Origin of the sequence: Sphingomonas sp. ABOLG (genome assembly GCF_003950435.1) — a bacterium.
GTDB classification, from domain to species: domain Bacteria; phylum Pseudomonadota; class Alphaproteobacteria; order Sphingomonadales; family Sphingomonadaceae; genus Sphingomonas; species Sphingomonas panaciterrae.
Genome location: NZ_QQWW01000003.1, coordinates 22,335 through 45,693, shown reverse-complemented (window position 1 = coordinate 45,693; position 23,359 = coordinate 22,335). Strand labels below are relative to the sequence as shown.

18 protein-coding genes are annotated in these 23,359 nt (G+C 63.7%); 5 read left to right on the top strand and 13 right to left on the bottom strand.

Annotated features, from left to right (window positions below):
* Positions 1 to 924: 924 nt before the first annotated feature.
* The 4 genes from CA236_RS04010 to CA236_RS03995 all read right to left on the bottom strand — a co-directional run bounded on the left by CA236_RS04010 (position 925) and on the right by CA236_RS03995 (position 4,904).
* Entirely contained in the window at positions 925 to 1,842 is a 918-nt protein-coding gene (locus CA236_RS04010) for a glycosyltransferase (RefSeq protein ID WP_125944635.1), read from the bottom strand.
* Between the two features lie 104 nt (positions 1,843 to 1,946).
* Positions 1,947 to 3,911 carry a M10 family metallopeptidase gene (locus CA236_RS04005; protein WP_125944634.1) on the bottom strand — a complete coding sequence of 655 codons (1,965 nt, stop codon included), beginning with the start codon at positions 3,909 to 3,911 and terminating at the stop codon, positions 1,947 to 1,949.
* Positions 3,908 to 4,342, bottom strand: a complete 435-nt coding sequence (locus CA236_RS04000) for a hypothetical protein (protein ID WP_125944633.1) — start codon at positions 4,340 to 4,342, stop codon at positions 3,908 to 3,910. The genes CA236_RS04005 and CA236_RS04000 overlap by 4 nt, the downstream gene beginning before the upstream one ends.
* Positions 4,343 to 4,670: 328 nt before the next feature.
* Positions 4,671 to 4,904 (bottom strand): hypothetical protein, encoded by a 234-nt coding sequence (locus CA236_RS03995; protein WP_125944632.1) that lies wholly within the window; start codon positions 4,902 to 4,904, stop codon positions 4,671 to 4,673.
* Positions 4,905 to 5,468: 564 nt separating this feature from the next.
* Here CA236_RS03995 and CA236_RS03985 point away from each other — a divergent pair.
* Together CA236_RS03985 and CA236_RS03975 are read left to right on the top strand one after the other, a co-directional pair.
* The gene (locus CA236_RS03985; RefSeq protein ID WP_125944631.1) at positions 5,469 to 6,266 is read left to right on the top strand and encodes a hypothetical protein; all 798 of its coding nucleotides are present in this window, start codon (positions 5,469 to 5,471) and stop codon (positions 6,264 to 6,266) included.
* A 591-nt stretch (positions 6,267 to 6,857) separates the two neighbouring features.
* Positions 6,858 to 7,076 (top strand): hypothetical protein, encoded by a 219-nt coding sequence (locus tag CA236_RS03975; protein ID WP_125944629.1) that lies wholly within the window; start codon positions 6,858 to 6,860, stop codon positions 7,074 to 7,076.
* Positions 7,077 to 7,407: 331 nt separating this feature from the next.
* Here CA236_RS03975 and CA236_RS03970 read toward each other — a convergent pair whose 3' ends face one another.
* The 8 genes from CA236_RS03970 to murB form a co-directional block, all read right to left on the bottom strand.
* Positions 7,408 to 9,333: an Ig-like domain-containing protein gene (locus CA236_RS03970; RefSeq protein WP_125944628.1), complete on the bottom strand. Its 1,926-nt coding sequence runs from the start codon at positions 9,331 to 9,333 to the stop codon at positions 7,408 to 7,410.
* A 380-nt stretch (positions 9,334 to 9,713) separates the two neighbouring features.
* Positions 9,714 to 11,252 (bottom strand): hypothetical protein, encoded by a 1,539-nt coding sequence (locus CA236_RS03965; protein ID WP_164518841.1) that lies wholly within the window; start codon positions 11,250 to 11,252, stop codon positions 9,714 to 9,716.
* A 50-nt stretch (positions 11,253 to 11,302) separates the two neighbouring features.
* Positions 11,303 to 11,569 carry a hypothetical protein gene (locus tag CA236_RS03960; RefSeq protein ID WP_125944626.1) on the bottom strand — a complete coding sequence of 89 codons (267 nt, stop codon included), beginning with the start codon at positions 11,567 to 11,569 and terminating at the stop codon, positions 11,303 to 11,305.
* A 131-nt stretch (positions 11,570 to 11,700) separates the two neighbouring features.
* Positions 11,701 to 13,323 (bottom strand): TolC family outer membrane protein, encoded by a 1,623-nt coding sequence (locus CA236_RS03955; RefSeq protein ID WP_125944625.1) that lies wholly within the window; start codon positions 13,321 to 13,323, stop codon positions 11,701 to 11,703.
* A gap of 80 nt (positions 13,324 to 13,403) precedes the next feature.
* Positions 13,404 to 14,777, bottom strand: coding sequence for an HlyD family type I secretion periplasmic adaptor subunit (locus CA236_RS03950; RefSeq protein ID WP_125944624.1), 1,374 nt, complete (start codon positions 14,775 to 14,777; stop codon positions 13,404 to 13,406).
* Positions 14,774 to 16,546 (bottom strand): type I secretion system permease/ATPase, encoded by a 1,773-nt coding sequence (locus tag CA236_RS03945; protein ID WP_125944623.1) that lies wholly within the window; start codon positions 16,544 to 16,546, stop codon positions 14,774 to 14,776. Before CA236_RS03945 ends, CA236_RS03950 begins: the two co-directional genes overlap by 4 nt.
* Before the next feature lie 27 nt (positions 16,547 to 16,573).
* On the bottom strand, positions 16,574 to 17,881 hold the full coding sequence (locus CA236_RS03940; protein ID WP_125944622.1) for a UDP-N-acetylglucosamine 1-carboxyvinyltransferase: 1,308 nt from the start codon (positions 17,879 to 17,881) through the stop codon (positions 16,574 to 16,576).
* Between the two features lies 1 nt (position 17,882).
* Positions 17,883 to 18,812 (bottom strand): UDP-N-acetylmuramate dehydrogenase, encoded by a 930-nt coding sequence (gene murB / locus CA236_RS03935; protein WP_206430505.1) that lies wholly within the window; start codon positions 18,810 to 18,812, stop codon positions 17,883 to 17,885.
* Between the two features lie 531 nt (positions 18,813 to 19,343).
* Here murB and CA236_RS03930 point away from each other — a divergent pair.
* From CA236_RS03930 to CA236_RS19245, 3 genes are all read left to right on the top strand, one after another.
* The gene (locus CA236_RS03930) at positions 19,344 to 20,645 is read left to right on the top strand and encodes a UDP-glucose/GDP-mannose dehydrogenase family protein (protein ID WP_125944620.1); all 1,302 of its coding nucleotides are present in this window, start codon (positions 19,344 to 19,346) and stop codon (positions 20,643 to 20,645) included.
* Entirely contained in the window at positions 20,645 to 21,640 is a 996-nt protein-coding gene (locus CA236_RS03925; protein WP_125944619.1) for an NAD-dependent epimerase/dehydratase family protein, read from the top strand. The genes CA236_RS03930 and CA236_RS03925 overlap by 1 nt, the downstream gene beginning before the upstream one ends.
* Before the next feature lie 123 nt (positions 21,641 to 21,763).
* The gene (locus CA236_RS19245) at positions 21,764 to 22,402 is read left to right on the top strand and encodes an acyltransferase (protein WP_277600060.1); all 639 of its coding nucleotides are present in this window, start codon (positions 21,764 to 21,766) and stop codon (positions 22,400 to 22,402) included.
* Between the two features lie 46 nt (positions 22,403 to 22,448).
* Here CA236_RS19245 and galU read toward each other — a convergent pair whose 3' ends face one another.
* Entirely contained in the window at positions 22,449 to 23,309 is an 861-nt protein-coding gene (gene galU / locus CA236_RS03915) for a UTP--glucose-1-phosphate uridylyltransferase GalU (protein WP_125944617.1), read from the bottom strand.
* Positions 23,310 to 23,359: the final 50 nt, after the last annotated feature.

The following is a 23,359-nucleotide window of genomic DNA, read 5'->3' as shown; positions in this document are numbered from 1 at the left end:
TCAGATCGTCGCCATAGCGGACCCGCTCGAATTCAAAGACGACAAAGGTCGTTGTCAGCAACACGACGGGAATCAGCGCATTGGAATATCTTGGCAAACGCGGGAACACGAAATACCCAATGATGAATATCGGCGCGACGATCGCCGACATCCGGGCGTTATTGGTCACGACGATCGTGAAGATCGTAACCAGTGCCAGCACCCGCTCGGCCCATGACAACCGGTTCCACATCGAGGTCAGGTAGATCATCAACACGATGGCGAAGATGTTGATGTTGACCTGTTCAAGGAAGATCGAGGACGTCCGCGGTCCATCGAACAGGCCGAAGCTGAACCGCCCTTCATAGGCGATCGTGCCGAGAGCCAGACCCGTTTCCTCGTAGAATTCCTTGATCGCGTATCCGCGCGTCTTGGACAGATAGTCGGCCGGGCGGAACAGCGAAGCATAGGCCTCGGTGCTCGATATCTCGATCAGCAATACGGCCAGCGTGATTGCCGCGCACAAGGTGAAGGCAAGGCGCACCGCCTTTTCATTCGCCCGCGCGCCCAGCATGGTGAAGCTGGTGATAATCAGGACGTTGCGCAGGCCTTCGATAAACGCAAGTTCGGCAACGATCGACATCATGATCGCCAGCCCGACCGACAATCCCAGGTATAACAGCGGCAGCAGGTCGCTCCGACGTATCCCGGAATATACGGACAGGCCGAGTGCGGCAAAGATGATTGCCACTTCGGTAACGACCACGATCGAATTGTTCATCGGCACGCCGTGTGCGGCCATGAACGCGAGAATGGCGTTGTAGGTAACGCCGATGACCGGAATGGTCGAAACCAGCGATTGCGCGACTGCCTTATCCGCCGCGTCAGACATCGTGTCGGAGACGGCACCGGGTCGCATGGCCCGGGTCACGGGACGCGCGGTGTTCACCGGACCGTCCGTCCGCCCAGGCTCAAGCGGACATATTCGCCGATATCGGCCAGGCCAAGCGCCACCAGCACCGCTTCGGCCTTTAATTTGGTAGCGATCGGCGCGTCGTTCGCCAGCAGCACCTTCTTGCCCCGACGACCGGTTTCCAGGCTGTTCTTGGCCAGCGCCCGGATCAGGCGCATGCGCCCCTGCGTCCGGTCCCAATGTCCGCCGGTCAGCCGCCGCCGCTTTTCCAGCAGCGCGGCAAAGGTCGCGCGCGTCGGATGCCGCACGACCATGCCCGGTTCGTACAGCATGGCGCGTCCCGACGACCGGACCTTCATGCCCATGTGATGATCGCCGCCCGACTTTACCGTTTCGTCGAAACCGCCCGCTTCGACGATGGCGGCACGCGGGCTCAACCAGTTTGCGGTGGCACAGGTGCCCAGCGCCGCCTGATGCTGGGGAAAGGCGACCATCGCCTCATAGCATTCGGCCCACCGCCGTGCTTCGCCGCCGCTTTCGTTGAACAGGACGATGCGCCCTGCGACCACGCCCAGATTGGGTTCCGCCACGGCACGGGCCATCGCCGTCGACAGCCATTGCGGATCGGGGATGCAATCGGAATCGGTGAAGGCCAGATAGTCGCTGCTGGTCTGGGCAATGCCCAGATTGCGCGCGGCATAGGAACCCGGCTTGGTCTGCTGAAGCACCCGGACACCGGTCGCCTGCGCACGGGCCATCGTGTCGTCGGTCGATCCGTTGTCGATGACGACGATTTCGAACCGGTCCGCGGGATAGTCCTGCGCCTGAAGCGCTGCGATGCAGCGTTCGAGTTGATCGGGATTGTTCCAGACCGGCACGATGACCGTGACCAGCTTGTGTTCAGGCTGCAATGGTCCGGTGTCCCTCTGGATGATCGATGCACCGGTCATAGCAAACCCCGCCTGATTTGGCGACCATCGACAATGCCTGCCCCGTCACGAAAAAGGGCAGCCGTGGCCGGCTGCCCCTTCGTGTCGGATCTGCCGACCCGGGATCAGAAGTCGATGTCGCCCACACCGACCGCCGACCGGATTGCGCTATAGACATAATAGCGCATGCCGTTCTGTTCGATCATGCCGTCGAATTCGAGCGCGTTGGTGCCCGAAATCGCGACCGTGCCGCCGATGCCCGACAGGTCGAGGATGCCATCGTCGCCGAACCGGATGATGCCGTCGGCATTGTCGTCGGCCAGCGCCGTGGTGGTCACGATCAGGTCGCGGGCCGAGAAGGCAAGGCGGTCGGCACCCATGCCGGCGATCGAATTGGCCGTATCAAAGAAGAATATGTCGGACGCCGTCCGGCTGTTGCCTCCCCCCAGCATGTCGTCACCGAAATCGCTGACACGCACGACCTGTCCCGCCTTTGCGGTGGGGGCGATACGGGCGTCGGCATAATAGAACATGCCGTCGACTTCACCCATCAGGCGCAATCCGGCACTGCCGCTGGCACCGGTCAGGCGCACCGCGTCCCCGTCGCCGACATCGAGGCGCAGCGTCGGACCGGTCCAGGTGATGATGCCGTCGCCATTGCCGTCGCGCAGGCTCTGGTTCACCGCCAGCATGTCGCCGCGCGTCCAGTCGGTGACTTCGTCGACACCGGTCGTCCCGGCATTGCGGAACTCGAAGATGTCGCGGCCGGCGCCACCGGTCAGGCGATTGTCCGCCTGATTGCCGATCAGCCGGTCGTTGCCGCCGCCGCCGATCGCATTCTCGACCACCGTGCCATAGGCGATGGCGATATTGTCCTTGTACAGGCCCGAGCTGATGCCGAGGCCGGCGGCAAGGTTCATATAGGCGTTATAGGTCGCCTCGGTGCGTGGCGCGAGGCCCAGTTCGGCGCGGTTCGCGTTGACTTCCGCCAGCGACAGGAACGTCTCGATCCCGCCACCCGAGGATAATGCGCCTTCGTTCAGGTCGATGAGCGACGGCGTGTTCCAGCCCGAGAAGTCGAGCGTGTCGTTGCCGCCGGCATCATAGATCGCGACGATCGGCGCCTTGTTCTGGGCAAAGTCGAATTCGGCGCGGTTCGCGGTCGAATTGAACCCGTACACGGTATTGCCGGTGCGGGTGGTCGGGTCCGCGCCGTACATCCGCTGGATCGCGGCGATGTCATGGACCAGCGGCGTCGCGGCATAGCCGAAGCGCAGATTTGCCCAATCGATATGCTGCGCGCCGGTTTCATAGGCGTCGAAATAGCTCATGATCGAATATTGCAGGGAATCCTGCGCATACGCCGCATCATTGGCATAGGTGATGGGATCGGGCACGCCGTCGCCGTCGTCGTCGTCCAGCGCGTCGTAATCGCCCGGATGGCTCAATCCCAGCGCATGGCCCAGTTCGTGGACCATCGTGGTCTTGGCATAGAAGCTGTCGTCCAGCGGGGCGAAGTTGGAGCTGACAAAGCCGTCGATCCACACGTCACCGCCCAGGCGGCCGATCTCTTCGAAACCGATGGTCAGGTACGATGCGTCCAGAGTATCGCCAAACGGCAGATAGGCATAGGCCTGTGCCCCGCCGGTATCCGTGTTGCCGACGACGATATCGGCGTTGAACGACTTGGTTTCCTGGAACGAGATGGCGACGAGATCATCCCATAGTCCGATGCTTTCACGCAACAACGTCTGTTGTCCGGCATTCAGGACCGAGAACGCGGCGCTGTCGAATGCTTCGGAAAATGCCGAGGTACTGTCGATATTGACGTAATAACTGTTCGCCAGTTCCTCGTAATTCGCCCAGTAGCCAAAATTCAGGACGCCATCGTCCAGCTCGCCATAGTTGTTCAGGTACCAGCTGTAGCCGCTGCGGTTCAGGTTCGCTGCCACCTGGGCGACGTTCAGGATGATCTTGTCGTTGGCGGTGCCGCCGGCAAACGGATCCAGCGACAGGCTTTCGGGGGTTTCGCCGCCGACACCCGGCCAATCGCGTTCGACGTGCGGCTCGTTGCTATCGTGATCGCTCATCTCAAAACTTCCCCTTTTGGTAACTGCATGACGCGCCCCGGCCCCCGTCGGCTTCGCCACGGCAGGACGGCATCAAGTGCGCGATCGAAAAACTGCGGCACCGCTTCGCCGGCAGCCGCGACGAAGCGTCGCGGCAACCGGGTGCCCTGGGCATCATCCATCGGAACCGGACGATCGGCCGCCAGCGTCAGCGACAATGGCGCATCGGCCGGCCCGAACGCCGCAGTCACCCGCAGCGTGGCGGTGGTCGCCGCTTCCGGGGCGGTAGCGATGTGCACGGGCGCCCCCCGTCGCGCGCGGTCGGCCAGTTGCTCGCAAAGGCCGTTGCGATCACCGTCGCACTGCAATGCGATCGTGGTGACGCCACGCCACAGCGGCGCAGGCACAACCTGAACAGCAGCAATCGCAGAATCAACCAACAGCACAGGCATGCGGCACGGCCCTACAGACACGGTCAGAACATACATGTTAACATTATATTACCAAGCTGAAATATCGTGATGTTCGCCGTGGCTACGTCTTGCGATGGTCCCCGGCTTCCGATCGTTGCGGACCGGCAACGCGATCGGCGCTTGCAACCGGCATGAACGGGCTTGGCGGCAATATGGCGGCGGCGTACATATGCTGCGGGGCGGCATGGAGGTGCGGCGTGACGACAGGTGAGCAGACCAGGGGCAATCCGTCGTACAATGTCACGCCGCTTCAGGCATTGGCATTCGACGCCTTTGGCCGGGCCGGGTCGATCACGTCCTGCGAGCACTATGGATGCTCCACGCCCATGGCGGGCGCCATCGCGCGGTGGCGCTGATCCGTCTGGCGCAACATTTCGATCGCCCGCGCCTTCGCCGCCTGCGAAACTGGGCCGATTGCCGCCTGCGTCGCGATTTTGGCTGTTTCGTTCAATCCGGCGCCCGGATCGGTCCCGGCCTGAAACTTCCGCATCCGGTCGGGGATCGTGATCGGCGCCGGTGCCCGTATCGGCAGCAACTGCACGATATACCAGCAGGTCACAATTGGCGGCGCGCGCCGGGGCGATTACCAGGCCAGTCACTACCCATGCATCGGCGATGACGTCGTCCTTTATGCCGGCGCCAAGCTGATTGGCGACATTCGCATAGGGGATCGCGTCGATGTGGGGGCCAATGCCGTCGTGCGATCCGATATCCCGGATGACAGTATCGCAGTCGGCCTTCCCGCACGGGCGATCCATCGCACTGCGGTCGGACGCGTTAGAATCCTAGCTGAAGCCGTCTGAGGGGACCAGCGATCGGTCGCACTGCGACTCGGCGCGTTTGTGCCTCGGTCACGATCTCTCACTTAACCTGTGACGATATCACCCGGAGAACGCGCAGCTTGCATAAGACCTGCGCGTCAAACAAATATGCCGACTCTACAAACACTTGATGCGTCTGCATTCCTCAAGTCGATGAGGATTTGTTGCGGCACCCCGCCTATCCATTACTTGATTCTTCCCTAATTAAGAGTTAATAATCTATTTGGCGTACCCCGCTGTTTCTTCGGGAAAAGAATAATCATTCTTTGATCAAGGAGACTGACATGCCCTTCCGCGACAATAGCGTTCTGATATCGACTGCATCTGACGTGTTCGTTGAAGCAGACAATGCAGATGGCTCCTATGATGGTGCCGGCGGCGCGGTTGCCTTCGTCGTCGAAAACGGTTTGAGCGGCGACGACACTTTCCTGAACTTCGGAAGCGATGACTCGCTTCTTGTCGGACGCAAGATCTTCGACGGCAACGATGATGGCTTCATTGCCTTTGGCCCCAACGGCGTGCTCGACGTCGACCGGTTCGGCGGCGGGAACAGCCGTGCGGGTTCAGACCAGTTCCAGCTCGTTGGTGAAGGCGGTGACGATCTTACCGTCATCCGCTACCTGGGCGCGAAAGAAAACAGCGATCAGCACGTCTATGCCGACGCCAACACGCTGTTCAACCTGTACACCCAGTTCGGTGCAGCGAACGTTCTCGAAGGCGACGTCAGCGACGACACCATCGACATGAGCGGCGGCGCACGGGTGCTGCTGCACGACAATGGCCTGGGTCTCAACCTGGGCGGCGACACGGTCACCGGCTTCGGCGACGACGATCTGTTCGTCACCACCAGCAAGCTGTGGGACAAGACCGGCAACGGCATCATCACCTTCAGCACCAATGAAGTGCTCGACACATCGGGTGCCACTGGCCCGGATGGCAGCGATCCGTCGACCGGCCCCGGCGGCCAGGTCGATTTCAATGTCGATGCCCTGACCTATCTGGGCATGAACACGGTCAACGGCGTGGACTATTATTATTACGGCACGGCCAACTCGACCGCAGCTCTGCCTCCTCTTTCCTGAGCCTTCCGGGGAAGAACCCTGTCCTGCGACAGGGGCAGGGTTCTTTCGTCCGTTCGGCGAAATAATCCATGCCCGCACATCCCGCTATCGAAGCGATGATCCGCGTTCGCGGCGGCGCAAGCATCCGAGCCGCAACCGTTGTCCGCAAGGGTGGCCCAATCTTGTCTTTTGTTGACCTTCCCATGCAGAACAACGGCATATAGACTAACTATTAAGTATCAGCGCGCTATGCGCTTGGAATGAGGATTGATCCCCAGTGGCACCCCCATGTCGCACCGATATTGTGCGACGAGCGAAGGGCCATTCGGATCTTGGTGGATTGGGACGCGGCGGTCACCTTACCTACGGGTGGCAGGAACCGGTGCTGGGTTCTGGATATCTCCAATCGAGGCTGTCGGATTCGGGCCGAGACGCCCTCGTCCGTTGGCACCTGCGTCAACGTCCTGCTCCCGCGGTTTGACAGCGTGACAGGTTGGGTTGCCTGGCGCGCAGACGGCGAAGCCGGCATTGATTTTGCACATCCGCTGCAACCGAGCGTGCTTGAAGAGATATTACGCCGCAACGGCAGGCGCGACCTCTAGAGCTGCCCCAATGGGCATCGCCGACGCTTGGCTAGAGCGGTCTCAGTTCGATAATGCGACACCGCTCGATTGTAGCCTTCCTCCTGCGCATGCGCTGCAACTCGGGATCGCCGAGCGCCATCAAAATGCAGCTTTCCAGCCTGCGCAAATCCATCGCAGCAGCAAGTCGGGCATTGGTCGAAAGCGAATTGTGCAGATGCTCGTAAAATTGCCGAGCAACGTCGTCTGAAACCTCCAGCATAGGGATCCCCGATCCTATTGACTGTGCACACACAATAAGACGAGTTTCGTAGTGTATAACATATATCCGCGAGAAAGCGAACACAATAACTGCTGAAACAAAGTGTTTCCTGTGGTTGTGGCAGGTCACGGCAGCAAGTCCTGTCGGCGCCGAGCATGCACTGCTGCTTGCCAGAGCCATCTCCTGTCACTTGGTGATAGCTGTTGCTGCTATTCCGGCGCAACGACAACGCCCCACCTTGTTGCCAAGGCGGGGCGCGCCGTACGCCGTACGCCGTACTCGAAGATGCGACTAGCGCATCTTCGGAACTAGAAAATTTTTAGAAGCCAAGATCGCTCACATCGGTCGAGGTCGAACCGACCAGCGAGTAGACATAATAGGTCACGTCGCCGCGGACGGTCGAACCGTCATATTCGATCGTCGACACCGCCGCGCCATTGGTTCCCTTCAGCGCGATGCTGCCCAGCCCGTCGCCGAGGCTGAACAGGCCGTTGTTGCCGACGATCAGTCCGTCGTCATTGCCGTCGGTCAGCTTGGTGGTCGTCGCGATCAGATCGCGCTTGCCGAACAGGTTGATGGTGTCGCTGCCCAGATCGGCGCCCAGGTCGGTGTCGAAGAAGAACACGTTCTTCTTCTTGTCGCCCTTGTCACCGGCAAAGACGTTGTCGGCCAGGGTGCTTTCCTTGGCGCCGCGTGGGCGGACGCTGGCATCGGCATAGACCGAATTGCCCGCATCGTCGGTGCCCAGGAAGCGCAGCGCGCTCACGCCGTCGATCCGCAACATGTCGCCGATCTTGGGCGCATCGATCGACAGCACGTTGCCGCTCAGCGCGATCAGGCCATCCTTGTTGGCGTCGAACAATGCCTTTTCAAGGACGAGCACGTCGTTCTTCTCGAAGTTCACGATGCGGTCGTTGCCGGTCACGCCTTCGTCGAAATAGAAGGTGTTCGCACCCGACTTGCCGCTCAGGACCTCGCTGGCCGAGGACGACCCGTTGATCGTGCCCACGCGGTCCAGCAGGTCGGTGACGACCGGCGGAACCACAACCGGTGGAACCACGACCGGCGGCAGTACGGGCGCTGCTTCGACACTGAGCGTGACCGTCGCCGAGTCCGTCGCCTTGCCGTCCGAGGCGGTATAGGCGAAGCTGTCGGTGCCGCTGAAGCCCTTGTCGGGCGTGTATACGAACCCGCCATCGGCCGAGAAGCTGATCGTGCCGTGCGCCGGACCGGACTTCAGCAATGCGCTCAGCGCGTCGCCATCGGCGTCCTTGTCATTCGCCAGGACGTTGCCCTTGACGCTGCCGTCCTGCTTCAGCTTGAAGCTGTCGTTCACCGCGTCGGGCGCGTCGTTGGTCGGCGGCGGCGGCGGCGACGGCGGGGCAGTCGGGGTGTCGCCTGCGTTCGCATTGATCTGTGCGATCGTCGCCTTCAGATTGTCGGTCACGCCCATGTACATGGTGATCGTGGTCGACTGGCCGGCGCCCAGCGTGCCGATCCCGAAGGTCAGGTTCAGCGTCTGGTCGATCGTCTTCGTATATCCTTCGGCCTGCGGCTTGTCATAGGCTGCGGCGGCATAGGGATCGGAGTTCACGAAGCCATAGAACGACGCCACCGCCCGATCGTCGTCGGAATACAGGAAGAACGGGTTCGTCGAATTGACATACGCCGATACCAGCGCGCCGTTTTTCCCCTGGCTTTCGATGGTGTTCTTGGTGGCGTATTTGTCCGACTGGTCGGGATCGAACGAGCGCATATAGCGCAGATCGGTCATCGCCGCGCCCGACTGGTTGGTCAGCGTGACGTCGATACGGATGTACTTGGCATCGTCGGCCAGCGAGATTTTCTGGGAAATGCCCAGGTTCTCGGTGGTCTTGCCGTTCCAGGTGGCCGACGCGACGGCCTTGTTCGACGTATCGGTCAGCTTGCCGTCGACTTCCGAAAAGCCGGTCAGCAGCATGTTGCTCTGCACATAGGTGCTGCCACCGGTCTTGTAACCGATGTTGAAGCCTTCGATCGCCCGGCCTTGCAGCAGGACGTCGTTCAGGACCATCTTCTTGCCGGTGTCGAACCCGTCAAAATCGGCGATCATGCCGACCCGGTACAACCCGGTATCGACATCACTCGTCAATCCCTTTGGCGCGCCCTTGGTGGTGCCGAGCGTCCCATCGGCGTTGATGCCGATGCCAAGAAACGTGCCCTGGAGAAAAACTTCGTTATTTGCAGTCGCACTTTTGATCGCCATGGTGCCCTCGCCAGATTGTCAGATTCCCACCCGTTGGTTCAGGGCGCAGTCACATCGGATCGATGCAACAGTTCCCCCCGACGACCTGATAGGACCAGCGTCGTTCCGAAAATATCAACTCACACAGTTATTTGGCGATTAAGCCTCTTTTTGTGGAACTGATATCGAAGTGCCCCCGCAAGTTGCTTCCGCCACCTTGCCTTCTGGGGAAACCCCTTCGTTTACCATTCGCGCAAATGCCATATGTCTCGCGATGAAACGGTTCGTTCATGCGGTGGCGGACCATATGAAACAATTTTCAGGCCCTTGCCCCCCGTTGGCGCTGGAACTTTTTGAAATTTCCGGGCGTTACGAATCAGTCAGAAAGTGTCCGATGCGATTCAGTTGCGGCGCTCCCGTGTGCGTTGCGCCGTCGTTCCCGATCCAGATGCCGTCATCGTCGATCCACACGCCTTCGATCGCGTCCGCACCGTCCAGCGTATCGACCGCGACCAGGACCCATCCGCCATAATCGAGCCGGCGATAGCGATGGATGGTCCCCAGCGATGGATGGTCCCCGCCGCACCATTGGCGCCGGCAGTCACCAGCAGTTCGCCGGTCATGATGTCGCCATATCGCCGGTCGGCGATCACACACTGGTCGGCATTGGCGGGAAGGGGCGTTCCGCCGGACCTGATCGTTCCGGACCGGTCATACGCCACCAGTTCGCCGGTATCGTGCACGACCCATAGACAATCGGCGACGGGATCATGGGCGACGCCGTTGGCGGTGCCGGCCAGCGCGATCGGGGGTGCCGATACCGTCTCGCTCACCGGGTCGAACCGGACTAGGTGACTGGCCCCGCCGTCCGGTCCCGACAGCTTGACCAGCATCCACAGATGCCTGTCGCTCCGGTCCAGCGTGATCCCCTGGCATGGCTCGGCCATGTCGGCGGACAGCCCCAGGCGCGTCAGGTCGAACTCGGCTTCTATCATGGTGCGGTCGGGGGACAGCCGGGTGAACAGCAGCGGATGTCGTGTCGTCCGGCCGTTGTCGACATACCATCTGCCCGCCAGATCGCGGGCCAGTCCGGTGACCGCCATGCCGCGTTCGGTGGCGATCGGGGCGGATCCGTCGGGCAACGTCGACCACTCCGTCACCGCGCGCGTGGTCGCGACCACCGCGGGCAGGGGCGCTACGCCCAGTGCGTCCATATAGCGTCGCACCGCCTGATGCAGGACGGCGTGCTGCGCGGCGGTCAGCGTGTCCCCGGCGACAAATGCACAGAATTGCCCGTCGACCGCCACGGCGTTTGCCCGTCCGATCCCGACCTGGACCGACGCGGGGTTCGATGCCGATGCGTTGGTGTTCTCGCCCTTCAACACGCCATCGATGAAATGCCGCAGCGTTCCCGACCCCGGCCGGTCGACGACGACAAGGCCATAGCCGGTGGTGACGGTTCCGCCGGTCACCACCGCACTCCCGTTCAGCCGGCCTGCGCTAACATCGCTGCTGGCGCGCGGGTTCAGCGAGATCGTGGTTCCGGTGATCGTCCCGACCGGGGATGCCGGATTGCGGTCGGACTTGCGGCCCCATATGCCAAGCATCGCCGAGCTGCGCTGGAACTGCACCGCGGCGGCGGGCACGAAGCCGGGATCGATCCAGTCGTCATGGCCGTCCACCCAATAGCCGCGATCGACGATGTGGCGCGGCGCGCCGCCGCCAAATCCGGCATCGCCACCGCCTTTCCAGTCGAGCAGCGCCGCCTGCGGGCTGTGCGCGGCGAACAGCAACAACCGGTCGATCCGGCTCCATATCCCCGCATCGACAGATGCCGCGACCAGCGCGTCGATCACGCTTGCCCGCTGCGGCGGCGCCGGCGGCGTCATCCGCGCCAGCAGGGCGGCGGTCTCGGCCCGGACCGCGGGCGCCGGGGCCACAGCCACCGGCGGCCGGGGCCGCGAAAGGCCCCCCAGTGCGAACCCCAGCATCAGCAAAACGCGACCAGCGCGGATGCGGTCGTACCGGTCAGCCGGACATGGCTGATCCGGACGGGCAGGATGGTCCCTGCGGGCACGTTTGCGAACCGGACATCCGCATCGTCGTCCACCGCCCGCAATACCACGTCGCCGGTATCGCCGACATACAGCGCCTTGGGCGTGCGTGGCAGCGTCTGCTGGTCATGCGGCACGACGGCCATCATCCTGCGGGCAGGCGCTGTCGGGCTGTCGGAATGCTGTGCGAACGGGTCTGACATGGAACCTCCTGAACCATCGTGAATCGATGTTCCCGGTATGTTTCACATCGTTCGCGTGTAGGAAAGTTCCTGCGCGCCAGGCTCCGCCTGCGTCATCCACACCGCCGCCGACCGGCGGTGTGGATACCGAGTCAGTCGGGCGATTGCAGCTGCGACGGCGCCGGCTGCTTCTGATCGGGCAGCGCGGGCCGGGCAGGGGTCACCGGCAGCGCGCGGCCAAGCGGACGGGCCGGTGGCTGCGGCGTCGGCGTACGCAACATGGCGTTCGGGGTTTCGGGCAGGACCGGCGCATCGCGCGGATCGTCCGGCGCCCGCGCCAGGCGATCGATCGGCCCGACAAAGGGCTGGAACGGATCGATCTGCTGCCGCTTGCGCCGCTCCAGATTGGCTTCCATGTCATAGCTTGCCACCGCCGGGCTCAGCGTCGCGGCCTGCAACCGGCCCAGATAGGTCAGCAGATTGGCCTGCGAGGCATAGCGCTGATATTCCGCATTCGCGACGATGACCTGTGCGTTCAACAGGCGCTGTTCGGAATCGATCACCTCGAAATTCGACCGGAACCCTTCCTGGAAACTGCGCCGCACGCCTTCCAGCGCCTGGGCCGCCGTTTCAACGGTTGCTTGTCCGATCGCGACCTGTTCCGCCGACGAGATCGACTGGTTCCACGCATTCTGGACCTGGGACAGGACCCCGCGCCGGCTTGCCTCGACGGTGAATTGCAGCGCCTGCTGCGTCGCCAGCGCCTGGCGGACACGCGAATCGATCACGCCACCGGTCAGCAGCGGGATGGTAAGGGTGGCGCCCGCCGACGCACCGCGGCGCAGGTTGTTGAACCCGATGCCGTTGGGATCGGTGATTCCGATCGACGCATCCGCCGACAGGATCGGGTTGCGTTCGGCGCGTTCGGCGGCGATCTGCGCGCGGCCGGACCGTTCGTTCAGGATCGCCTGCCACAATGTCGGGCTTTCCGCTTCGGCAACTCGAAACGCCATGTCGATCGACCCCGGAATGCCGGGCAGCGGCGGCGGCGGGGTCAGCGCGCCCGGATTACGGCCGACGACTGCGGCGAACCGCGCCCGGCTGCGTTCCAGGTTCGTTTCGGCCTGGGCCAGCTGCGTGCGGATGATGCCGAGTTGTGCTTGGGCCTGGGCAATGTCGATCCGGGTCAGGTCACCGCCGCGCTCGCGCGCCTGCGCCTGATCGACCTGTCGCTGGTACGACTGGATCGACCGCTGCTGGATTTCCACCAGACGCTGGTCGCGCAACACCGAGACATAGGAATCGACAACTTCGAACAGGATGAAGTTCTCGACCTCGCGCAACCGCTCGCGACCCGACAGCACGCCGGCTTCCGCGGCCGAGACCCGTGCGGCGGTACGGCCTCCGTTGAACAGGATCTGCGACGCGGTCAGCGACGCGCCACTGTTGCGCGCGCGGTTGGTGACCAGTTCGTCGAAGAACACGTCGCGCGTGACCTGTTCCTGGTACCGCACGCTGCCGACGACACTGGACTGCAACCGATAGGGGGCGCTGGCCTGGATGACCGTCTCGTCCAGAGAGCGGAGCTGCGCTCGCTGCGCATCCAGCTGCGGGTTGTTGCGATAGGCATCGACCAGCGCCTGGGCAAGCGTATCGGTGACCCCGGTCACCGCCTGTGCGGGACTAGGTGCCGGTGCCACCGGCACAACCGGAACCACCTGCGCGGTGACCGGCGCCGCGACCGCGCCTGCCAGCAGCCAGAAACGCATCATCATGGTTAATTCCCCCCACCGCCCGTGTTCGGGCTGCCCATTCCTACCGTTCTTTCAGTTTGTCCGACAGGCGTATCGCCGGGTCAACGCTCGTGCATCGACCGGCGGAACGTCTCCATCAGCGGATCGAACATATACTGCAGCGCGGTGCGCTGACGAAGCTTCACCAGCACGCTGACCGGTACGCCGGGGCGGATGCCCAGATCGGCCCCGCGAACCTGACGCAGCATGGCGATCTGTCGCTGCGGCACGACAATCTCGGCAGTGAAATAGCGCTGTCCAGATTGCTCGTCGCTCAAGCTGTCGGCCGACACGTTGCGGATCGATCCCAGCAGGATCGGCAGGTCGCGTTCGTGCAGTGACAGGAACTTCACCTCGGCCGTGCGGCCTTCATACACGCCATCGATGTCGCCGGGGGCGAAATTCGCCTTGATGACCAGCGGCGCGGCATCGGGCACGATGTCGAGGATCGGCTGTCCCGCCTGGACCACACCGCCGCGGGAATAGATCTTGAGGTCGACGACCCGCCCCGACACCGGCGCCCGAATGACGGTCCGCTCCAGCTGTTCCTTGGCCGCCAGCCAGCGCGGCATCACCTCGTTCAGCTGGAACTGGGTGTCGCGCAGCGCGGTTGCCGCATCCTCGGTATAGCGGCGGGTGCTCGACACCGCAGATTCGCGGGCCTGTCCCGCCTGTTCGCGCGCCGCGGCGGCACGGGCCGCATAATCGGCATCGGCGCCTTCCAGCTGCTGGATCGACCGTTCGAGCGAACGCACGGTATTGCGCGAGACATAGCCCTCGTCGGCCAGCTTGCGCGTGGCGACCAGCTGTTCCTGCAACGACTGCCGCTGCTGAAGACTGGCACGCGCCTGCGCCGAATAGCCGCCGACCTGTTGCGCGGCTTCCGCCTCCTGCTGGCGGATGACGGCGCGGTTCGATGCCAGTGCGCCCTGCCGTGCGGAACGCTGGGCATTCTGAAGCCGCATCGAGCGTTCGACCAGTTCGCGGTCGGCGCCGGTCGCCGACGCGAAACTGGCCGGCCACTGGATCGCGCCGCCCCGGATTTCCGCTTCCAGGCGAGCACGCTGTGCCTGAAGGTCGATGACGCTGGCGGCAAGGGCGCGTTCGGTCGCCTCGACCTCCGCACCCTCAAGGCGGATGAGCACCTGACCGCCTTTCACCGCCATGCCTTCGCGGACGTCGATCGCCGCAATGATGCCACCGTCGCGGTGCTGCACCGTCTGCCGGTTGCCGGACACGGTGACGCGCCCCTCGCCGGCTGCCGCCGAATCGAGCCGAGCAAACGCTGCCCATCCGATCAGGACCACAAAGAACAGGACTGCGATGACAATGCCCACCGTCAACGCCCGGTTGGGCGAATCGTCCAGGACCAGTTCGGGATTGTTGGCCGGCGCGGTCGCCAAGACCTGCTGCCGCGTGACGATTTCTCCGCTCACGAATTGCCTCCCTGCGCGCGCGGCTGTTCGCCGGTATTGCCGCGCGGACCCAGTTGTCCGGGTTCCTTGGTTTCCTCGACCGCGGGCGCGGGTCGTATCACGTTCGCCCGGTCGTCATATACCTGGATCGCGCCATCGCGCAGCAGCATGACCTTGTCCACCGCCTGGAGCAGGCCGGTGCGGTGCGTGGACACGATCACGGTGGCGCCTCTGGCCTTCAGCTCCTGAAGCGTCGCGATCAGCCGGGTTTCGCCATTGATGTCGAGATGGGCGTTGGGTTCGTCGAGATAGAAGATCGCCGGCGATCCGAACAGCGCCCGTGCCAGCGCGACCAGCTGCCGCTGACCCGACGACAGGCCGCCACCCTCGCGCACGGCAAGCCGCGTGTCATACCCCTTTTCGAAGCGCAGGATCACCTCATGCGCGCCCGCCAGCTTGGCGGCGGCCAGCACTTCCTTGTCCAGCGCCTCGCCGCCCCCTTCGGTCAGCGCGCGAAAGCGCGAGATGTTGGCATGGACGCTGGCCGGAAACAGGGTGGGAGTCTGTGGCATATACCCGACATGCCGGCCCAGTTCGTCGGGATTCCAGTCGTTCAGCCGCGCACCGTCGACGCGGACCTCGCCCTCGTCAGGTACCAGCGCGCCCGCCAGCGTACGCAGCAGCGTCGACTTGCCGGCGCCGCTCGGCCCGACCAGGGCGACGATGTTGCCCGGTTCGATCACGAAACTCAGATTGTCGAGCAGCACCCGGTCCGATCCCGGCACGCGTACCGTGACGCCCTCCACCTCGATCCGGCCGCGCGGCGCGGGCAGGGTGGTGCGCGTGGCAGTGACGTCGGGCAGGTGACAGAACTGGTCCAGATTCTTGTACGCGGTCTGCGCGGCCATGACGTTCTTCATGGCGTTCAGGATCTGCTCGACCGGTTGCAGCGCCCGGCCCAGGATCAGCGACGCCGCAAAGATCGCACCGGCCGAGATTTCCTGGTTGATCGCCAGATAGGCGCCCAGTGCCAGCGCCATGGATTGCAGGAACAGCCGCAGGAACTTGGTCGCCGCCAGGAAGCTGCCGGAACTGCCGGCGATGTCGGACTGACGTTGGGCAAGGTCGGCGCGTTCGGCCAGGTGGCGCACGACCACCGCCTCTCGCATGCCCAGCGCGCGCGCCACTTCGGAAGCCTGGATCGAATAATCCTGCGACCGGTACGCATGACTGGTGCGGTTGGCGACGTCGGCGACCGATTTCTTGATCGACCAGTCGCTGCCCACCGCCAGTGCGATCAGCAGCAGCGAGCTCATCAGCGCCAGCATGCCGATCCACGGATGCAGCAGCCACGAAATGATGATGTAGATCGGCGCCCACGGCGCATCGAACAGGGCGATGATCGCCGGACCGGTCAACGTGCCGCGCAGCGTGTCGAAATCACGCATCGCCTGCGCGCGTTGCGCCGGGCTGGCACCGCCGGTGCCGACGATGCGGTGCAGGATGTTGGACGCCGCCATTTTCTCCAGGCGGATGCTGGCGCGCATCAGCAACCGGATACGCACCGTGTCGAGCAGCGCGAACACGATCAGCGTCACCGCCAGGATCAGCGACAGCACCAGCAGCGTCGGCACGCCGCGCGTCGGCACCACGCGGTCATAGACCTGCAGCATGAAGATCGACGGGGCGAGGTACAGCAGGTTGATGAGACCCGAAAAGATCCCCACCGCCCAGAAGTGGCGCCGGCACGCCCTCAGCGCATTCCGCAGCGGATTTTGTTCAACCTGCATTATATCCCCCCGAACCCGTCGTCCGGCCTATTGATCGAAATAGGTCATGCCGGCGTTAAGCCCGCGCGCCTTTTCGAGAAATTTATCATAGCCGCGTTCGATCTGCCATGAATCGGCGATCCGCGTGTCGCCATCGGCGCGCAGGCCCAGCAACGCAAGTGCCGCTCCCGCACGCAGGTCGAGGGCGCGTACTTCGGCGCCGCGCAGCGACTGGGTACCGTGGATATGCGCCGTGCCTTCGCGCACGAAGCTTTCGACGCCCATCTTCGCGAATTCTTCCAGATAGGCATAGCGGCCGGCAAAGCGCAGGTCGACGATCCGCGATTCACCATGCGCGCACGCGCCCAGTGCCGCGAACAGCGGCTGCATGTCGGAATTGATGCCCGGATACGGCCCGGTGCTGATTTCCACCGGATAGGGGCGGCCCGAGCGCACGATCGCGGTCGATCCCTCGCGGAAGATCCTGGCGCCGCTCTCGCGCAGGAAGATCAGCGGCACTTCCAGGTCGTCGAACGGAAAGTCGCAGATCTCGACGTCGCCGCCGGTGATTACCGATCCGACCAGCCAAGTCATCGCTTCCATATTGTCGGGCATGACCCGCCGGCTGACCCCGTTCAGGTTTTCAGCGCCGGTGATCTCGATGCTTTCCTGGCCATGCACGGTGATCGTCGCGCCCATCGCGCGCAGGAAGTCGCACAGGTCGAGAATTTCCGGCCGGATGTGCGGATTCCACAACCGCGTCGTGCCGCGCGCCAGCGATGCCGCCATCAGCGCGTTCTCGGTCGCGCCGGTGGACCGCAGCGGCAGGACGATGTCGGCGCCGCGCAACCCGTCGGGGGCTTCGGCGTACAACCGGCCGTCCTTGCCGTACACGCGCGCGCCGAGCCGGGTCAGCACCAGTTCGTGCAGGTCATATCCGCGACCGCCAAGGTCGCAGCCACCGGGCAGGGGCACGCTGCCGGCACCGGTCCGCGCGACGAGTGCGCCCAGGATCAGCAGCGTGTTGCGGATCGATCGCCCGTCCCACACCAGTTCGGCCGGCGGGGTGGAGACCTCTTCGATCGTCAGCGTGCCGGCATCGACGGTGCAGCGCTTGCCCAGCACCTCCAGCATGCCGACATGCACCTGCGCGTCGAGCAGGCCGTCGGGGTAATTGTCTAGGACGATGCGCTCGCTGGTCAGCAGCGATGCCGCCAGCAGGCGCAGCACGCTGTTCTTCGCCCCGCTGACGGTGACCATCCCCTCCAGGCGCGACGGGCGCACGGACAGGATGCGGTGGGGATCGCGATCCTCGGCCCGGGTGGTGTCGTGGGCGGCAATGGCGGTCGCGTTCATTTCAGTTTCCTTGATACCGGGCGACATCGATCAGGTCGGCGACTTCATGGGCCGGGCGCATCGTCCCGTCGGGGGCCAGATGGCGGACTTCGGCATCCATGCGGATGCCCGACAATTCGGCCACCCGGTCGCGAGCAATGCGGATCAGCGCGAGCACATCGGATGCGCGCGCACTGCCATTATTGACTATGAAATTTGCATGATCCGGCGAAAATTGCGCCCCACCAACCGCTTCGCCCTTCAGTCCGGCGCGCTCGATCGCCATGCCGGGGGGACCGATCAGGTCGTAAAGCTTGGGATCGCTGACGAACACCGACCCGCAATTGGCGCGGACGCGCGGAAATTTTTCGCGGCGCGCGCGCAGGATCGAGCGCGCCTCGCGGTGCATCGCCGCGCGGTCGCCGGGGGCAAAGCGCAACCGCACCGACGTCACGACCAGATCGCCTGCCTGCAACCGCGATGCGCGGTAGCTGTAGGCCAGCGCGGCATGGTCAAGCCGATGCGTCTGGCCGTGGCGATCGAAGGCGTCGACATGGACGACATTCTCGCCGATCCCGCGCCGCTGGCTGCCGCCGTTCATCGTTACCAGTCCGCCCAGCGTGCCGGGAATGCCGATGGCATGGACCGCGCCCGACAGGCCGGCATCGATCACCCTTCGCACGAAGGTCGGCACCCACAGCCCGGCCCCGGCATCGACGACGCCGTCGTCGTGCACGACGAACCCGTCCAGCGCGCGCCCGATCCGCACGACGACGCCGCGAAACCCGTCATCGTCGAACAACAGGTTGGATCCGTCGCCGATGATGACGCGCGGCACGCCCAGTGTGTCGATCGTCGCCAGCACGCGACCAAGCGACGCAGCATCGCGCGGCGTGACGACAAAATCGGCCGGACCGCCGATCCGCCAGCGGCCCAGGGTCGCCAGCGGCACATCGGCCCTGACCTGGCCAGACCCCGCCGCTGCCGCCAGATCAGCGCCTACCGTAGAGCGAGATTCGTGCCACCGGGCATCCGATGTTGCAGAATGGATCGATTTCATCTTGTATCCGCACATCCTGACTTCAACGCCAGCCTGACATACCTGTCCTGCGCGCGGCCCGTTCCCTCTGTCCCGACGTGGAGCATGGTCACCATGCGGTAGGGACGCAACATAGAGGGCAGGGTCCATTGGGTCCAGATACTCAATCGGCGATGCCTGTCGGCATATCGTACATGATGTTCCAACCGGCTCGTTTTAGCACATTCGGCCTTAAACCGTTCCGCCTCATCCCGGTGGTTGTTTACCATGCCGAGTGCCAAAATACTCGGCCACATGGCGGATATTGTGCAGGGAAGAATGGTATGGACCGGCACAGTCGATCCGGCTGCCGTTCGGCACGGGCGTTATTTTGCCGCTGGAAGCGCCAAACATCTGCGTTTAAAGCGTGCTGCGCTGCAAGATATTATAGCGAAGGGATTGTGAATGCGCATCCGGATGGTGGGATCAGGGTATGTCGGGCTGGTGTCCGGGGCGTGCTTCGCGGATTTCGGGCATGACGTCATCTGCGTCGACAAGGACCAGTCCAAGATCGACGCGCTGCTCGACGGACGCATGCCGATCTATGAGCCGGGCCTTGACGAACTTGTCGCGCGCAACGTGGCGGCCGGCCGGCTGCGCTTCAGCACCGACCTTGGCGACAGCGTAAAGGATGCCGAAGCCATCTTCATCGCGGTGGGTACGCCGTCGCGACGCGGCGATGGCCATGCCGATCTCAGCTATGTCTATGCCGCTGCCAAGGAAATCGCCGGCGCGATCACCGGCTTCACGGTGATCGTCGACAAGTCGACCGTGCCCGTGGGCACCGGCGACGAAGTCGAGCGGATCGTTCGCGAAGCCAACCCGGACGCCGATTTCGCGGTCGTATCGAACCCCGAATTCCTGCGCGAAGGTGCGGCGATCGACGATTTCAAGCGGCCCGACCGCGTCGTTGTCGGTGGCGACGATGAACGCGCGATGGAAGTCATGCGCCAGATCTATCGCCCGCTGACCCTCAACCGTTCGCTGGTCATCGAGATGAGCCGCCGTGCGGCCGAGCTGACCAAATATGCCGGCAACGCGTTCCTTGCGACCAAGATCACGTTCATCAACGAAATCGCCGACCTTTGCGAAAAGGTGGGCGCCGACGTTCAGGACGTGGCGCGCGGCATCGGGCTGGACAACCGCATCGGATCGAAGTTCCTGCATGCCGGACCGGGCTATGGCGGGTCGTGCTTCCCCAAGGATACGCTGGCGCTGCTCAAGACCGCGCAGGACCATGACGCCCCGCAGCGTATCGTCGAGGCCGTCGTGGCAGTGAACGACAACCGCAAGCGGGCGATGGGTCGCAAGGTCATCAGCGCGATGGGCGGCGACGTGCGCGGCAAGACCGTCGCGGTCCTGGGCCTGACCTTCAAGCCCAATACCGACGATATGCGCGACAGCCCGGCGATCGCCGTGATCCAGACGCTGCAGGATGCCGGCGCCACTATCCGTGCATTCGATCCCGAAGGCACGGAACAGGCCAAGAAGGTGCTCGACAACGTCGTATATTGCGACGGCCCGTACGAAGCGCTCGAAGGGTCTGACGCGGTGGCGATCGTCACCGAATGGGATGCGTTCCGCGCGCTCGACCTTGATCGGGTCAAGTCGCTGCTCAGCGCGCCGGTCATGGTCGACATGCGCAATATCTATCCGCGCGACATGATCGAAAAGGCCGGCTTCACTTATCACGCGGTGGGACGCTGATGCCGACGCCGATACTCGTCACGGGGGCGGCAGGTTTCATCGGCCACGCCGTCTCCCACTGCCTGATCGAACGCGGCGAGACGGTGATCGGCGTCGACAACCTGAACGACTATTATGACCCGGCGCTCAAGGATGCGCGGCTGTCGACCTTCAACGGCCGGCGCGAATTCATCTTTGAGCGCCTGGACATCGCCGATGCACAGGGGATTGCCGACCTGGTCGGACGACACGGCATCACCCGTGCCGTCCACCTGGCGGCACAGGCGGGGGTGCGCTACAGCATCGACAACCCCTTTGCCTATCAACGCTCGAACCTCGACGGGCATCTCTCGATCCTCGAGGCGTGTCGCCATGCGCCGGGGTTCCAACATCTGGTCTATGCCTCGTCCAGCTCGGTCTATGGCGACAAGCCGATGGGCGGCGCCGGCTTTACCGAGGACGAACGCGTCGACCGGCCGGTCTCGCTCTATGCCGCGACCAAGCGCGCCTGCGAACTGATGAGCCAGTCCTATGCGCATCTCTATGCGCTGCCGCAGACCGGGCTGCGCTTCTTTACCGTCTATGGTCCCTGGGGCCGGCCCGACATGGCCTATTTCGGCTTTACCCAGAAGATTTTGCGCGGCGACCCGATCGAAGTCTATGGCGAAGGCCGCATGGCGCGCGACTTCACCTATATCGACGACATCGTCGATGGCATCGTCGGCGCCCTCGACAATCCGCCGCCCGCGCATGAGAATCGCCTGCTCAACATCGGCGACAGCTGCCCCGTCGGGCTGATGGAGATGATCGAGACGCTCGAACGCGCGATCGGCCGCGACGCGGTCAAGATCATGCGCCCGATGCAGCCCGGCGACGTCACCGCCACCTATGCCGATGTGTCGAAGCTGCACGCGCTGACCGGCTACAAGCCGCGGGTAATGCTCGAGGAAGGCCTTGGCCGATTCGCCGACTGGTATCGCGATTTTTATGGCCCGAAGGATACCATCACTCGATAATCCGACGGTCGATGGCAACGGGGGATTAATATTCCTCGGTGTATGACTGCCAAAGAATTCGTGGCCAAATTTGCCACGCACCATCGGCCTCACGGTTTGAGGCACAGGGAGTTCGGTGGCGGAATGAGCGACAGTTCCGACAAGCTGGTCCCATCGCCCAGTGCTCTGCGCCGCATCACGGCATTGGCACCGATGGCCACGTTGCTGGCCCGCGCACGATACCGCCGGTCGATCCTGATCTATCGGCAGGCGCATCTGGTTGCCGCCTCTGAAGCGATCGAAGGGTCGGGGCGCCTGTCGATCGGAAAGCGATGGGAAGGGCAGGTGGCAAAACCGACCGAGCTCGTCGTGCGCCCTGGCGGTCGGTTGCGAGTGGACGGCAATTTCGTTCTGCACCGTGGCGGCAGCATCAGGATCGGCCCGCGCGGGTGCCTTACGCTGGGCAGCGGGTATATCGCAGATGATTTTCATATCGAATGCCACAACACTGTCAGCATCGGCGACGACGTGGCGATCGCACGTTGCGTGTCGATCATGGATACCGATCACCACGAACTGACCGGCGCACGCAGCCGCGAGGGGGCGGTACTGATCGGCGACCATGTATGGATCGGCGCCAATGTCACGATCGTCAAGGGCGTGACGATCAGCGAGGGGGCGGTAGTTGCCGCGGGATCCGTGGTGACGCGCGATGTGGCCGTCGGCGCATTGGTCGCCGGTGTTCCTGCCCGCTTTGTCCGCAACGTCGCGTGGCGGATGTAACGCGGCGTCCGCCGGGCGTTTGACGACGCCCGGCGGTCCCGTTCGATCAGCGCGGCAGTGCGTCGATGAACGCCTGTACCGGCCCCTTCAAGTCGTCGCGCGCCAGCCCAAGCGCGATGTTGGCCGTCAGCCAGCCTGCCTTGTCGCCGCAATCGTAACGCTGGCCGTCGAAGGTGAAGCCGTGGAACGGCTGCGTGCCGATCAGCTTGGCCATCGCGTCGGTCAGCTGGATTTCGCCGCCGGCACCTGGTTCCTGGCTGTCGAGGATCGCCATGACTTCGGGCTGCAGGATGTAGCGGCCCGGAATCATCAGGTTCGACGGCGCCTTGCCCTTGGGCTTTTCGACCAGCGCCTTGACTTCGGTCAGCGGGCCGTCGGTCGCGCCGGGGGAGATAATGCCGTATTTATCGGTTTCACTGTCGGGCACTTCCAGCGCGCCGATGACATTGCCGCCGACCTTGTCATACGCCTCGACCATCTGGCGCATGAAGCCGCCGACCATCAGTTCGTCGGGCAACAGCACCGCGAAGGGTTCGTCGCCGACGATTTCGCGCGCGCACCACACTGCATGGCCAAGGCCCAGTGGCTCCTGCTGTCGGACATAGACCGGTGAGCCGGGCTTTTGCCGGATGCCCTCGATCACCGCCATCGACTTACCGCGAGCCTTCATCGTCGCTTCGAGTTCGAACGAGATGTCGAAATGATCCTCCAGCGCGCCCTTGCCGCGGCCGGTGACGAAGATGATCTGCTCGATGCCGGCTTCCAGCGCCTCCTCGACCGCATATTGGATCAGCGGCTTGTCGACGACCGTCAGCATTTCCTTAGGCATCGCCTTGGTCGCCGGCAGAAAACGGGTGCCCAGCCCGGCAACGGGAAATACGGCCTTGCGTACCGGTTTGATCGTCATTCAAAAGATTCCCTGATCGTGGAGGGGGTAGGGGGATCTGCCCTGCGGCA